Origin of the sequence: Paraburkholderia sediminicola (genome assembly GCF_046026895.1) — a bacterium.
Lineage (GTDB): Bacteria > Pseudomonadota > Gammaproteobacteria > Burkholderiales > Burkholderiaceae > Paraburkholderia > Paraburkholderia sediminicola_C.
Map to the genome: position 1 here is coordinate 52675 of NZ_JAQQEU010000027.1, position 13747 is coordinate 66421.

The following is a 13747-nucleotide window of genomic DNA, read 5'->3' on the forward strand; positions in this document are numbered from 1 at the left end:
AGAAAATCGGATTGAACGATAGAATCGACGTTTACGTTATCGTCAACTTGAGCTGAACGCAACCATTGCTGCAACCACGGCGCGAGAGGGCAGGTACAGCCACCATAACGCCACTACCGTGCCACAACCACGCCGGCCGGCATCGCATACCTTGCCATGACGGACGGCCGACGGAGGAAGACATCCCCAATGAATGTACTCGAACATCAACTCCAGTACCCATTCAACGACCGCTTGCCGGAAGCGGGCCACACGATGGAGGTCGCGCCCGGCGTGTTCTGGCTGCGTATGCCGCTGCCCTTTGCGCTCGACCACATCAACCTGTGGCTGCTGCGCGACGAGATCGACGACAAGCAGGGCTGGACGGTGGTGGACTGCGGCATCACGTCGGACACCATCAAGCAGAACTGGGAGACCGTGTTCGACTCGCTGCTGGACGGCTTGCCGGTGCTGCGTGTGATCGTCACGCACTGCCATCCGGACCACATCGGCCTCGCGCACTGGGTGTGCAGCGGCGGCGACAAGCAGCGCTGGGACGCGCGGCTCTGGATGACGCTCGGCGAATACATGCAGGCCCGCGTGATGGCCACCGGCGACGGTTCGAATGCGGGCGGCGAGGCGGCGGCGCGGCACTTCGCGCGGCATGGCCTGAACGATCCGGACTCCCTCGAACAACTGCGCAATCGCAAGAGCTACTACTCGAGCCTCGTGCCGGCGATTCCCGCGCAATACCGGCGTCTGCGCGAAGCGGACGGCGTGAAGATCGGCGGCAAGACGTGGCGGGTGGTGACGGGCTTCGGTCATTCGCCGGAGCATTGCGCGTTGCATTGTGAAGAGACCGGCGTGCTGATCTCAGGCGACATGGTGTTGCCGCGCATTTCGACCAACGTGTCGGTGTTCGACATCGAGCCGGAAGGCACGCCGCTCGCGCTGTATCTGGAATCGCTCAAGCGCTACGAGGGGATGCCAGAAGACACGCTCGTGCTGCCGTCGCATGGCAAGCCGTTTCGCGGCGTGCGCACCCGTATCCAACAGTTGCGCGAGCATCACGATGCGCGCCTCGCCGAAGTGCGCGAAGCGTGCAGGGAGAAGCCGCGTAGCGCCGCGGACATCGTGCCGTTGATGTTCAAGCGCCAGCTCGATATCCATCAGATGACGTTCGCGCTGGGTGAGGCGCTCGCGCATCTGCATCTGCTGTGGCTCGCGGGCGAGCTGAAGCGCACGCAGGACGCGGACGGCGTGATCCGTTTTTTGGTGGCGTGATCGTTCTGATACGCGGATAAAAAAGCCCGGTTTGCGCTGTTGCGCAAACCGGGCTTTTTGCTGTTCGTACGCCTTTGTGTACCTTCCCGCGCGCGCGAAGTTATTGCACCGCCACCGTCCCGAAGTTCTGCCGTCCAAACGGACTCACGTGATAGCCGCTCACGTTCGTGCGCGTGATCGCTGCGGCGGTCGGGTAGCCGAGCGGAATCCACAGCGCCTGATCGTGGATGATCTGCTGCGCCTGTTCATACGCTTTGGTGCGTTTGGCCTGGTCAGGCGTGGCCTTGCCGTCGGAGATCAGCTTGTCCAGATCCTGATCGCAGAAGCGCGCGAAGTTGATCCCGGACTTCACCGCGTTGCAACTGAAGAGCGGCGACAGATAGTTGTCCGGATCGCCATTGTCGCCGGCCCAGCCCATGAACAGCGAATCATGCTGGCCTTGCTTGGCCTGCTTGATCAATTCGCCCCATTCGATCACCTTCACGTCCGCCTTGACGCCGATCTTCGCGAAGTCGGCCTGGAGCAGCTCGGCGCCCGCCTTCGGATTCGGATTCAGCACGCTGCCGTTCGGCCGCACCCAGATCGTCGTTTCGAAGCCGTTCGGATAGCCCGCGTCGGCGAGCAGCTTCTTCGCCTTCACCGGATCGTACGGCCATCCCTTGATCGATTTGTTATAGCTCCATGTATTCGGCGGATACGGGTTCGTGGCCGGCGTCGCGGTGTTGTCGAACACGGTCTTCAGATACGTGGTGCGGTCGAACGCCATGTTCAGCGCGGCGCGCACCTTCTGATTGTCGAGCGGTTTCTTGTCCGTATTCAACGCGACGAACGCCGTCATGAACGCCGGCGTCTGCACGATGGCGAGCGCCTTGTCGCCCTTGGCGTCGGCCAGATCCTGCGGCTTCGGTGACAGCGCGATCTGGCATTCGCCCGCTTTCACCTTCTGCGCACGAACCGTCGCGTCCGGCGTGATCGCGTAGATCAGGCGATCGATTTTCGGCTTCGGCCCCCAGTAGGTCGGGTTCACGTCATAGCGGATCACCGCGTCTTTCGTGTAGCTCTTCAACACGAACGGGCCGGTGCCGACCGGCTTCGCATTCAGATCGACCTGCTTGCCGGCCTTGAGCAACTGGTCGGCGTATTCGGCCGAATAGATCGACGCGAAACCCATGGTGAGGATCGGCACGAAGGTCGCGTTCGGCGCGTTCAGTTCGAACCTGACGGTGTTGTCGTCCACCTTGCTGACCGACTTGATGAGCTTCGGCAAGCCCATCGACTGCGCATGCGGGAAGCCGCTCGCGCCCGCCACCTTGTGCCACGGGTTGCTGTCATCGAGCATGCGCTCGAAGGTGAAGACGACGTCGTCCGCGTTCAGCGCGCGCGTGGGCTTGAAGTAGTCGGTAGTCTGGAACTGCACGTTCGGGCGCAGATGGAACGTATAGGTGAGGCCGTCGGCGCTCACGTCCCATTTGTCGGCCAGCGCCGGCGCCACTTTCTTCGCGGCCTCGTCGTACGAGACCAGTGAATTGAAGATCACATCCGCCGACGCATTGGTCGTGACGAGCGAATTGAACTGCACCACGTCGAAGCCGTCGGGGCTCGACTCGGTACAGACAGTCAGCGGTTTGGCGAGTACGAGCGCGGGCGCCGTGAACAGTACGGCGGCTGCGAGCAGTTTGAAGCGCATAGGTTCTCCCATAACAAGCGCAGTCAGGCAGTGCGTCTGGTTGTGTGGTTATTCCGGTGACGCGGGCAGGGCGTTGGCGTCGTCACCGATTGTGATACGTTTGCGGCGCTTGCGCAGGGTCGGGTAAGCCAGCCCATGCGCGTCCCGGCCTTCGCGAAAGCTTATCGAAGGGGGATGGCGACGACAACAACATAATCCGCATATCCATATGGTCATGCCGCGCTCGCTCGCCGCATCAGATAGTCGACGCCCTCGATCGCGCGCACGCCGTACCACGACACGCTCTCCCCGTCGATCAACTCGATGCGTTTGCCGGCCAGGCGCGGATCGCGCGCGAGCGCATCGCGATGCGTCGATGTGAAGCGATACGGCTCGCTGGACAGCAGGATGCGATCGACGCCGGCGAGCCACGGCGCGGCGTCGAAGTCGAACGTCGGATAGCGCGCGGCGCCTGCCGCTCCGCCTTGCCCGTCGGGCAGCGTGCGCCAGTTCACGAGCCGCAGCATGGCGGCGATATACGTGTCGCGCGCGACGGTCATCCATGGCTCGCGCCAGATCAGATACAGCACGTTCTGCGCCGCGAACGCGTGTGTCGCGGCGGCGCGCAACCGCTCTTCTAGCATTTCGCTCAGGCGGTGCGCTTCCTGTACGCGGTCGAAGATCGCGCCCAGCAGCGCGTACAGCGCGAGGTTGTCTTGCGGTGTCTGCGGGTGGGTCACGACGATGTGCGGCACGTATGCCCGCAATTGCTCGACGGTATCGCGCTCGTTTTCGTCGATATTGACGATCAGATGAGTAGGGCGCAGCGCGCGAACGGCGTCCAGATTCACAGCCTTGGTGCCGCCGACTTTGCGCACTGCGCGCACCTTGTCGCGTGGATGCACGCAAAAGCCGGTGCGCCCGACGATCTGCCCGTCGAGGTGAAGTGCGAAGAGGGTTTCGGTAATGCTCGGCACCAACGACACGATGCGCGCGTGGACACCCGCTGTTTCGTGCGCGACGCCGGCTGCATCGAACGCACGGGGCTGCATGATTTATTCGGCGGTGACGCGCGGCTTGCGCGGCGCGCGTTCGAACGCGTAGTCGTAGAGCCAGCGCGGCAGTACATGCAGCAGCATCGCGACGATGCGCATCTGCCAGGGGAACACGGCGAAAGCGGTCTGCCGCCGAATCGCATGCACGGCCTTCACCGCGAAGCGGTCCGCGTCCATCAGGAACGGCATGGTGTACGGATTGTGCTCGGTCATCGGCGTGCGGATATAGCCGGGCGCGATAGTGACCACGCCGATGCCGTAAGGCCGCATCTCGACCCGCAACGCTTCGAGATACTTGAGCGCCGCCGACTTCGACGCGCTGTATGCGCCGGAGCCCGGCAAGCCGCGCACACTGGCGACGCTGGCGATGCCGACCAGCGTGCCGCGCTTCGCGGCGATCATCGCGGCGGCGAACGGCTCGAAGGTGGCGACCATGCCGAAGTAGTTGACGTCCATCACTTCGCGGAAGGCGCGCAGATCGCCCTGGCCGGTAACGGCGCCACGGCTGATGCCGGCATTGGCGATCACGACGTCGGGCAAGCCGTGGTGCGCGATGAAGCGCGCGGCCGCGTCGGCGAGCGCTTCGGCGTCGCGAACGTCGACGGAATAAAGGGCGACGGCGTTGTGCGGATGGGACTGCTGGAACGCGGCGAGGGCGTCGCCGCGGCGGGCAACGAGGCCGAGGATTGCGCCGCGCCTGGCGTACTCGTCGGCGAGCGCGAGGCCGATGCCGCTCGAAGCGCCGGTAATGAAAACCTTCAGTGGTGAACTCATACCGGCGCCTCGTCTTTACATCTTCTTGGCGCGGACCTGCTGCACCAGGTAGTCGAGTACCTGGATCGTGCCCGGCAGGCTGTTGGTCGCGGCCGGCCCGGTTTCGTACTTGCCTTGTACGGCCAGCGTCGGCACACCGTCGATCTTGTAGTCGTCGAGCAGCTTCTTGTCTTTCTGCAGCGCGCTTTGCACCGAGAACGAGTTGTACGCTTCCATGTACTTCTTCGGATCGACACCGTTCTTCGCGAGGTATTTGGCCTGATCTTCCGGCGTCATCAGGTAGTTCTTGTTGACGTGGATTTCATTGAAGACTTTCGGCGTCAGCTCCGTGGCGAGGCCCAGCGCGTCGAGCGCGTGATACATCTTCGAATGCGGGATGAAGTCGTCGCGGAAGGCAACCGGCACGCGCCGGAACACCACGTCCGGACCCTGCTTCTTGACCCATGCTTCGAGGTACGGGTTGAATTCGTTGCAGTGCGGGCAGCCGTACCAGAAGAACTCGGTGACTTCGATCTTGCCGGCCGGCACGTCGGTGGGCTGCGGCGTGGCCAGCACGGTGTAGTCCTTGCCCGATACCGGCGCGGCGGGCGAGGCCTGCGCCGTGGCGGCGACCAGGCCCAGCGAGAGAAACAGGATGCTCAGCAGTTTTTTCATGTTGGGTTGACTCGAATAGGCGATGAAACGGTGGCGCCACACAATTGCCCGTCACCGTTTTTAGTTTCGGCATGAGACGTTGCAGTCGTCCGACGTGCTTGTGACACGCGCCGCGCGCCGATAGTTCGGTGGCTGCGCGTGCCGACGATTACCGTTTGTTTATTGTTTGGTAAAGCGGATCACGGCGGTATCCACGCCCGCGTCCGACAGACGCTGACGGCTCGAATTCATGTCCTCGAACTTCGAGAACGGTCCGATGCGCACGCGATAGTACGTGACGCCGCCCGCATCCCGCTGGGTGACCTTCGATTCGAAGCCCTGGAACGCGAGACGCGCGCGCTGCTGTTCGGCATCGGCGGCGGTCTTGTACGCGCCCACTTGCAGGAAGTAGCCGGTATTCGCGTCAGCTGGCGCGGGCGCTGCGCCCGAGCTCGGCTTGCCGTTCGCGGCCGTGGCAGCCGACGTGCTCTTCGGCGCCGAGCCCGCCGCAGTGGCGGCCGGCGCGCTGGACGCTTGCGGCTTCTTCGCCGGAGCCTGCGCGACGCTGGCGCCGGTGCCGTTATCCGGCGATGGCTTCGGTGCGACCGCCGTGCCGTTCGCATTGCCCCCCGACGGCGGCACTTCGACGATCTGCGGTTCTTCGAGCATGCCCGACTGGGTTTGCGAATTGGTCTGGCCCGGCGCAGTGTTCGGCGGCGCGGGCTGCGCGGCTTGCGGCACCGGCTGACCCGGCGTCTTGCCTTGCAGCGGACGGTTCGGATCGTATTGCGCCTGGCCCGTGCCGGTGCCGGTGTCGGACGCCGCGGGCGGCGCCACCTTGGATACGAACGGCGTAGGCGCACGGGTGATATACAGCGCCACCACTACCGCGATCGCAAGGCCGACGATCAGGCCCAGCACGATGCCGAGAAAAGTCCCCCCGGTTTGTTTCGATTGCTTTGTTGTGCGGCGTGGTTTTGCCATCGTATGAATCACCTGCAAAAAGAATCCAGGAACGGCCGCCGATTATAGCGACGGCCGCGTGCATGTTGCGCCGGAGGAATTACATCTTGACGGGAGCGGAGACGCCGATCGTCGCGAGACCATTGGCCAGCACCTGACGCGTGGCGGCGAGTAGCGCGACGCGTGCATTGCGCTCAGCCGCATCGTCGACCAGCACGCGTTCGGCTCTGTCATTGTAGAACGAGTGGAATTCCCCGGCGAGGTCGCGCAGGTAGAACGCGACCGCGTGCGGCGCGAGTTCGTCGGCGGCGTGTTGCAGCATGTCCGGGAACTCGGCGAGCTTATTCAGCAGGGCCATTGCGCGTTCGCTCATGAGCGGAGACACATCGACGCTGGCGAGCGTGCTCTCGTCGATGTTGATGTCCGAGCCATAGCGCGCCTTGCATTCGGCGATCACCGAGCAGATGCGCGCGTGCGCATACTGAACGTAATGCACCGGATTTTCGTCGTTCTGCTTCAGCGCGAGGTCGATGTCGAACACGAATTCCGTATCCGCCTTGCGCGAGATCAGGAAGAAGCGCACGGCGTCGCGGCCGCGGCGAATCGTCTCCTCATCGATCAGGTCGATAGCCGCTTCCGAGCCCGGCGTCGCGCCGCCCGACCATTCGATCAGATCGCGCACCGTCACGTAGCTGCCGGCGCGCTTGGAGATCTTCACCTCTTCGCCGTTGCGCATCACCGTGACCATCTTGTGCAGGATGTAGTCGGGATAGCCCTTCGGAATGCCGATGCCGAGACCCTGCAGGCCGGCGCGCACCCGCGCGATCGTGCCGTGGTGGTCCGAGCCCTGGATGTTGATGACCTTCGTGAAGCCGCGCTCCCACTTGGCGACGTGATAGGCGACGTCCGGCACGAAGTACGTGTAGGTGCCGTCGGTCTTGCGCATCACGCGGTCTTTGTCGTCGCCGTCGTCGGTGGTGCGCAGCCACAGCGCGCCTTCCTGTTCGTAGGTCTTGCCGGCGGCGATCAGCGCATCGACGGTTTTCTCGACCCGGCCTTCCGTGTACAGCGACGACTCCAGGTAGTACTGGTCGAACTTCACGCCGAACGCCTGCAGGTCCATGTCCTGCTCGCGGCGCAGGTAGGCCACCGCGAAGCGGCGGATCGCCTCGAGGTTCTCGACGTCGCCCGCGCCGGTGACCGGCTCGCCGTCGCTCGCGGCCACCGTGGCGCCGTTCAGATAGTCCTTGGCGATGTCGGCGATGTATTCGCCGTTATACGCCGAAGCCGGCCAGCCTTCGTCGCCCGGCGCGAGGCCGCGGGCGCGCGCCTGGGTCGACAGTGCGAGCGTGTGGATCTGCACGCCGGCGTCGTTGTAGTAGAACTCGCGATGGACGTCCCAGCCCTGCGAAGCCAGCACGTTCGACAGCGCGTCGCCGAGCGCGGCCTGGCGGCCATGGCCGACGTGCAGCGGGCCGGTCGGGTTGGCCGACACGAATTCGATCAGCACATGCTTGCCGGCGTCGCGTTGCGAGCGGCCGAAGGCCTCTTTCTCCGCGAACACGGCGGCGATCACCGCCTGCTTGGCCGAGGCCGCGAGACGCAGGTTGATGAAGCCGGGGCCGGCCACTTCGGCCGCCTCGATCAGCCCCTTGGCTTGCGGCTGCGCGAGCAGCGCGTCGACGATCTGTTGGGCCAGCTGGCGCGGATTGGCGCGCAGCGGCTTGGCCAGTTGCATCGCCACATTGCACGCGACGTCGCCGTGCGCGGCGACCTTGGGGCGCTCCAGCGTGATGGTGGGCGACACGAACGCGGCTTCGGTCGCGCCTTGCGTGGCGAGCGCGACCTGCTTCACGGTGTCGGCGAGCAGTGTTTCGAGGGTATGTTTATGTGCGGGCAGCATGCTTGTTGCGAGTCCAGTGAGGCAATCCGGTGATGCGGAAGAGGCGCCGGCCGCGCGGCGGGCGCAGCCGATTCGTCAGAAGCGTGGAAAGCGGCGATGCGCCCGGCGCGGCGCAGCGGTCGGGCACGTTGCCTGCAACGCGCTTGACGGTGCATGGCAGCAAGCCGCGGCGGTGACTGCCGCGGCTTGCGGGGTTGCGTCCCATCGGCCCGGCCACGCTGCTTGCGCTTCGCCGCGCGCGGCGCATTGCGGCGCGCTTTTCCGTCCAGACGGATTTTAGCAGGTGCTAATATGTTCAATGGGATGCCCAGCAAGGGCCGTGGCCGCCGCACCTGATTGGCGAGTCAACGTAGCGCGCGCCGGCGGCCGCCTTTGGGTCGCTCGCGCGTGAATCCGACATAACGAAAAAGGGAACAGTCATGCTGATTACTTTCAAATGCCGCGCCTGCCCAGACGTGATGATGCTGGAGAATCTGGCTCAGTATCTGGTCGGCATTGTCGGCAAGCGCCTTGGGGCGCGGGGCGTCATCACTTACGACGAACTGGGCCCGGCCATCGAGAAACTAGAGGCGGCGATCACCTTCGACAAGCAGGAGCGCGCCGAACACGACGGCCACTTCCATGAGGGCGAGGAAGGCCGCGACCATCACGAGATTCCGCCGGGGCTCGCGCAGCGCGCGTATCCGTTCCTCGACATGCTGCGCGCGGCGCAGAAGCAAAACGCGGACATCGTCTGGGGGCTGTGATTGCAGTGATGGCGGGCGAGGGCATGTGCTGCCACGGCAACGCCTCGTGATCCAACCACGGCGCATCAAAGCACCCAATGAAAAGAGCCCGCTCGATGCGGGCTCTTTGTCGTTCAACGCGCTGTTCCGATCGATGGGCCGGGCTGTTACTGGCTCGCGGCGTCCGCCGGCGCGGCCATCGGAGCCGACGCGCCTTTCGTCGTTTTCTGCTTCTTCGGCTTCTTGACGTGTTTCTCCGTCGGCGGCGAATACGAGCTCACCGCGCTGGAGCCGCCCGGGGCAGCGGGCTGGGCCAGCGCCGCCGAGGCGCCCACCGCGAGCGAAACAGCAGTCAATAACAGCGTCAGCTTCTTCATACGATTTTCTCCGTTGGCGATTGCAATTGGATGAGCCGACGCGTTTTGGCCGCGTCTGGCGGGATAAAGCCGCTTCAGTCTACAAAGCCGAAAATTGCGTTGCCGCAAATATTCAGTCTTTCAGACTCGATATAGTGGGTTTCCCGCCACATGGCTCACAGCAACGGCGCCAACGCCCGCTCGGCATCCTGTTTCGACAGCGACATGCGCTGCGCGTAGTCTTCGAGCTGATCCTGGCCTATCTTGCCGACCGAGAAATACGTGCTGTCCGGGTGCGCCAGATAGAAGCCCGACACGCTCGCCGCCGGCAGCATCGCCAGCGATTCGGTCACGCTCATGCCGATTTCGGTGGCTTGCAGCACGTCGAACATGTCGCGCTTCACCAGGTGATCCGGGCAGGCCGGATAGCCGGGCGCCGGGCGGATGCCGCGATATTTTTCGGCGATCAGGTCGACGTTGGAGAGGGTTTCGGCGTTCGCGTAGCCCCACAGGTCGCGCCGCACGCGCGCGTGCATCGCTTCGGCGAACGCTTCCGCAAAGCGGTCCGCGAGTGCCTTCAGCATGATCGCGCTGTAGTCGTCGTGATCCTTTTCGAACTGCTTTTCCTTCACATCGACGCCTAGGCCCGCGGTCACCGCGAACATGCCGATGTAGTCGGCCACGCCCGAGTCCTTCGGCGCGATGAAATCGGCGAGCGACCGGTTCGGCCGCATCACGCCGTTCACCACCGGGCGCACGCTTTGCTGGCGCAGATTGCGCCACGTGAGCGCAACTTCCGAGCGTGATTCGTCCGTGTAGATTTCGATGTCGTCGTCATTCACGGTGTTGGCCGGCAACAGCGCGATCACGCCGTTGGCCTGCAGCCAGCGGCCCTGGATCAGACGCGCGAGCATCGACTTGCCGTCGGAGAACACGCGCCGCGCCGATTCGCCGACGATCTCGTCGTTCAGGATCGCCGGATATGGGCCCGCCAGGTCCCACGTCTGGAAGAACGGACCCCAGTCGATATAGTTCGCGAGGTCGCTCAGATCGAAGTTCCTGAACACGCGGCGGCCGATGAACTTCGGCTTGACCGGCTGGTAGCTCGCCCAGTCGACCTTGGTCTTGTTCGCGCGCGCTTCGGCGAGCGTGACCATCGGCTGCGCTTTCTTGTTGGCGTGCTGCTCGCGGATGCGGTCGTAGTCGGCCTTCAGTTCGTCGACGTACTTCGCCGCCCCTTCGTCGGACAGCAGGCTCGACGCCACCGACACCGAGCGCGACGCGTCCGGCACGTACACCACCGGGCCTTCGTAATGCGGCGCGATCTTCACAGCCGTATGTACGCGCGAGGTGGTCGCGCCGCCGATCAGCAGCGGAATCTTCTTTACGCGGAAGTAGTCGTCGCGCTGCATCTCCGATGCGACGTAGGCCATCTCTTCGAGGCTCGGCGTGATCAGACCCGACAGCCCGATGATGTCCGCGCCTTCGACCTTCGCCTTCGCGAGAATGTCGTTGCACGAGACCATCACGCCCATGTTGACCACTTCGAAGTTATTGCACTGAAGCACCACCGACACGATGTTCTTGCCGATGTCGTGCACGTCGCCCTTCACGGTGGCGATGACGATCTTGCCCTTCGCGCGCACGTCGCCGCCGGCCGCTGCGAGCTGCTTCTTTTCTTCTTCGATGAACGGGATCAGATGCGCGACCGCCTGCTTCATCACGCGCGCCGACTTCACGACTTGCGGCAGGAACATCTTGCCCTGGCCGAACAGGTCGCCGACGATATTCATGCCGTCCATCAACGGGCCTTCGATCACGTTGATCGGCCGGCCGCCGTCGGCGGCGATCTTCGCGCGCACTTCCTCGGTGTCGTCGACGATGAAGTTGGTAATGCCGTGCACGAGCGCGTGCGACAGACGCTTCTCGACCGGCTGGTTGCGCCACTCGAGGTTCTCTTCCTTTCTGGCGGCGCCGGTCTTGAACTTGTCGGCGATTTCGAGCAGCCGGTCAGTGCCGTCTTCGCGACGGTTCAGCACGACGTCTTCCACGCGCTCGCGCAACTCCGGATCGAGTTCGGCATACACGCCGAGCTGCCCCGCGTTGACGATGCCCATGTCCATCCCCGCCTGGATCGCGTGATAGAGGAACACGGTGTGGATCGCCTCGCGCACCGGGTCGTTGCCGCGGAACGAGAACGACACGTTCGACACGCCGCCGCTCACCTTCGCGTACGGCAGGTTCTGCTTGATCCAGCGCGTCGCGTTGATGAAGTCGACCGCGTAGTTGTTGTGCTCCTCGATGCCGGTGGCAATCGCGAAGATGTTCGGATCGAAGATGATGTCTTCCGGCGCAAAGCCCACTTCGTTCACGAGGAAGTCGTACGAGCGCTTGCAGATTTGCGTCTTGCGCTCGAAGGTGTCGGCCTGGCCTTGTTCGTCGAACGCCATCACCACGGCGGCCGCGCCGTAGCGGCGAATCAGGTTCGCGTGATGACGGAACGCCTCCTCGCCTTCCTTCAGCGAGATCGAGTTGACGATCGCCTTGCCTTGCACGCACTTCAGGCCCGCTTCGATCACTTCCCACTTCGACGAGTCGATCATGATCGGCACGCGCGCGATGTCCGGTTCCGACGCGATCAGATTCATGAAGCGAACCATCGCCGCTTTCGAATCGAGCATCGCCTCGTCCATGTTGACGTCGATGACCTGCGCGCCGTTTTCGACCTGCTGGCGCGCGACGGCGACGGCATCGTCGAACTGGTCGTTCAGGATCATTCGCGCGAACGCTTTCGAGCCCGTCACGTTGGTGCGTTCACCGACGTTGATGAAGAGCGTCCCGGACGTGACGTTGAACGGCTCGAGGCCGGCAAGGCGCATGGTGTGATCGGTCATGGCGTATGTGCGAGTCGATTGATGCGTTGAGGTGCGGCTTGGGTGCGTCTGCTGCGATGATGCGGGAGCGGCGGCCCGTGTTCAGGCCGCCCGACTCATGCGACTCAAGCGGCGTCGCGATACTGGGTTGGCCACTGGCGCGGCTTCACTTCGGCGAGCGCCTGGGCGATCGCCGCAATGTGCTCCGGCGTCGTGCCGCAGCAGCCCCCGGCGATATTCACGAGACCGGCCTGGGCGAATTCCTTGAGCAGGCCCGAGGTATCCGCGGGCAATTCGTCGAAACCCGTATCGCTCATCGGATTCGGCAAACCGGCGTTCGGATAGCACGACACGTAGGTGTCGCACAGCTTCGCCAGCTCGGCGATGTACGGCCGCATCAGCGCCGCGCCCAACGCGCAGTTCAGCCCGAACGTGAGCGGCTTCGCGTGACGCAGCGAGTTCCAGAACGCCTCGACGGTTTGCCCCGACAGAATCCGCCCGGACGCGTCCGTGACGGTGCCGGAGATCATGATCGGCAGACGCTCGCCGGTGTCCTCGAACAGTTCGTCGAGCGCGAACAGCGCGGCCTTTGCGTTGAGTGTGTCGAAGATGGTTTCGACGAGGAACAGGTCCACGCCGCCGTCGAGCAGCGCCTTGGCCTGCTCGTAGTAGGCCGTGCGCAATTCGTCGAAGGTCACGTTGCGCGCGCCCGGATCGTTCACGTCAGGGGAGATGCTCGCAGTCTTCGGCGTCGGTCCGATCGCGCCGGCGACGAAGCGCGGCTTGTTCGGCGTCGAATACTTGTCGCACGCGGCGCGCGCCAGTTTCGCCGACTCCAGATTCATCTCGACGGCCAGCGCTTCCATGCCGTAGTCCGCTTGCGCCACCGTGGTCGCGCCGAACGTGTTGGTTTCGATGATGTCGGCACCGGCGGCCAGATACTGCTCGTGAATCTCGGCGATGATTTGCGGCTGCGTGATCGACAGCAACTCGTTGTTGCCCTTGATGTCGCGCCCGTAGTCCTTGAAGCGCTCGCCGCGATAGCGGGCTTCGTCGAGCTTGTAGCGCTGGATCATCGTGCCCATTGCGCCGTCCAGGATCAGGATGCGCGACTTGAGCAGCGCGGGCAGCGCCGTGCCGCGCGTATAGGCGGACTCGGGACGGACTGGCGTGGCGGTTTGAGCAGGCTGGTTCATGGCGGACGAGGGCTTGCGCCGGCTTTTTCGGAAAACCTGTCATTGTAGCCGCTGCCGGCCGGATGCGCCCGGCATGGGCGAAGCGGCCGCCTCGGCTGTCGTGACGGGGGCGGTGAGGAAAAGAGAACGCGAATCCAGAAGCGCGTGGGTCACCATCGCGGGCGACCACCGCCTTGACACGCACGCGCACGAGCGCCTGCATAGAAAACGGCCCAGCGAGGCGAAAGCCTGCTGGGCCGCTTCATGATTGCTGACCGTCTTAGCAAAGGGCCGCCGGCTGGAGCGGCGGCGCGGTCAATCAATGTGGGTCGCCAAGAACGTCGAGTTAAATCTTATATCC

Annotated in this window: 10 protein-coding genes and 1 pseudogene; 2 read left to right on the forward strand and 9 right to left on the reverse strand. The window is 64.1% G+C overall.

Annotation, left to right across the window (positions count from 1 at the left end; translation table 11 throughout):
- The first annotated feature begins 189 nt into the window (after nt 1-189).
- Entirely contained in the window at nt 190-1263 is a 1074-nt protein-coding gene (locus PQR02_RS19875) for an MBL fold metallo-hydrolase (protein ID WP_408234553.1), read from the forward strand.
- A gap of 100 nt (nt 1264-1363) precedes the next feature.
- Here PQR02_RS19875 and PQR02_RS19880 read toward each other — a convergent pair whose 3' ends face one another.
- From PQR02_RS19880 to argS, 6 genes are all read right to left on the reverse strand, one after another.
- Nucleotides 1364-2950 (reverse strand): ABC transporter substrate-binding protein, encoded by a 1587-nt coding sequence (locus PQR02_RS19880; protein WP_408234556.1) that lies wholly within the window; start codon nt 2948-2950, stop codon nt 1364-1366.
- A gap of 212 nt (nt 2951-3162) precedes the next feature.
- Nucleotides 3163-3981, reverse strand: a complete 819-nt coding sequence (locus PQR02_RS19885; protein ID WP_408234559.1) for a helical backbone metal receptor — start codon at nt 3979-3981, stop codon at nt 3163-3165.
- Nucleotides 3982-3984: 3 nt separating this feature from the next.
- On the reverse strand, nt 3985-4758 hold the full coding sequence (locus PQR02_RS19890) for an SDR family oxidoreductase (RefSeq protein ID WP_408234562.1): 774 nt from the start codon (nt 4756-4758) through the stop codon (nt 3985-3987).
- Between the two features lie 15 nt (nt 4759-4773).
- Nucleotides 4774-5412 (reverse strand): thiol:disulfide interchange protein DsbA/DsbL, encoded by a 639-nt coding sequence (locus PQR02_RS19895; protein WP_408234565.1) that lies wholly within the window; start codon nt 5410-5412, stop codon nt 4774-4776.
- A 159-nt stretch (nt 5413-5571) separates the two neighbouring features.
- Nucleotides 5572-6393 carry an SPOR domain-containing protein gene (locus PQR02_RS19900; RefSeq protein WP_408234568.1) on the reverse strand — a complete coding sequence of 274 codons (822 nt, stop codon included), beginning with the start codon at nt 6391-6393 and terminating at the stop codon, nt 5572-5574.
- 61 nt (nt 6394-6454) lie between these two features.
- Nucleotides 6455-8257 (reverse strand): arginine--tRNA ligase, encoded by a 1803-nt coding sequence (gene argS, locus PQR02_RS19905; protein WP_408234571.1) that lies wholly within the window; start codon nt 8255-8257, stop codon nt 6455-6457.
- 419 nt (nt 8258-8676) lie between these two features.
- On the opposite strand from argS, the gene PQR02_RS19910 reads away from it, so the two are divergent.
- A complete protein-coding gene (locus PQR02_RS19910; protein ID WP_408234574.1) occupies nt 8677-9003 on the forward strand; it encodes a DUF1840 domain-containing protein in 327 nt (108 codons plus the stop codon).
- 146 nt (nt 9004-9149) lie between these two features.
- On the opposite strand, the gene PQR02_RS19915 is transcribed toward PQR02_RS19910, so the two are convergent.
- From PQR02_RS19915 to PQR02_RS19925, 3 genes and pseudogenes are all read right to left on the reverse strand, one after another.
- Nucleotides 9150-9359, reverse strand: coding sequence for an acid-shock protein (locus PQR02_RS19915; protein WP_408234577.1), 210 nt, complete (start codon nt 9357-9359; stop codon nt 9150-9152).
- 155 nt (nt 9360-9514) lie between these two features.
- A pseudogene (gene metH / locus PQR02_RS19920) lies at nt 9515-12298 on the reverse strand (methionine synthase); the annotation flags it as partial.
- 38 nt (nt 12299-12336) lie between these two features.
- Nucleotides 12337-13407 (reverse strand): homocysteine S-methyltransferase family protein, encoded by a 1071-nt coding sequence (locus PQR02_RS19925; protein ID WP_408234580.1) that lies wholly within the window; start codon nt 13405-13407, stop codon nt 12337-12339.
- Between the last annotated feature and the right edge of the window lie 340 nt (nt 13408-13747).

Excerpts from the sequence above, each read along its gene's own strand:
- PQR02_RS19880 (WP_408234556.1), bottom strand. The coding sequence starts at position 2,950 with ATGCGCTTCAAACTGCTCGCAGCCGCCGTACTGTTCACGGCGCCCGCG.
- PQR02_RS19875 (WP_408234553.1), top strand. The coding sequence starts at position 190 with ATGAATGTACTCGAACATCAACTCCAGTACCCATTCAACGACCGCTTG.
- PQR02_RS19910 (WP_408234574.1), top strand. The coding sequence starts at position 8,677 with ATGCTGATTACTTTCAAATGCCGCGCCTGCCCAGACGTGATGATGCTG.
- PQR02_RS19895 (WP_408234565.1), bottom strand. The coding sequence starts at position 5,412 with ATGAAAAAACTGCTGAGCATCCTGTTTCTCTCGCTGGGCCTGGTCGCC.
- PQR02_RS19915 (WP_408234577.1), bottom strand. The coding sequence starts at position 9,359 with ATGAAGAAGCTGACGCTGTTATTGACTGCTGTTTCGCTCGCGGTGGGC.
- argS (WP_408234571.1), bottom strand. The coding sequence starts at position 8,257 with ATGCTGCCCGCACATAAACATACCCTCGAAACACTGCTCGCCGACACC.
- PQR02_RS19885 (WP_408234559.1), bottom strand. The coding sequence starts at position 3,981 with ATGCAGCCCCGTGCGTTCGATGCAGCCGGCGTCGCGCACGAAACAGCG.
- PQR02_RS19890 (WP_408234562.1), bottom strand. The coding sequence starts at position 4,758 with ATGAGTTCACCACTGAAGGTTTTCATTACCGGCGCTTCGAGCGGCATC.
- PQR02_RS19925 (WP_408234580.1), bottom strand. The coding sequence starts at position 13,407 with ATGAACCAGCCTGCTCAAACCGCCACGCCAGTCCGTCCCGAGTCCGCC.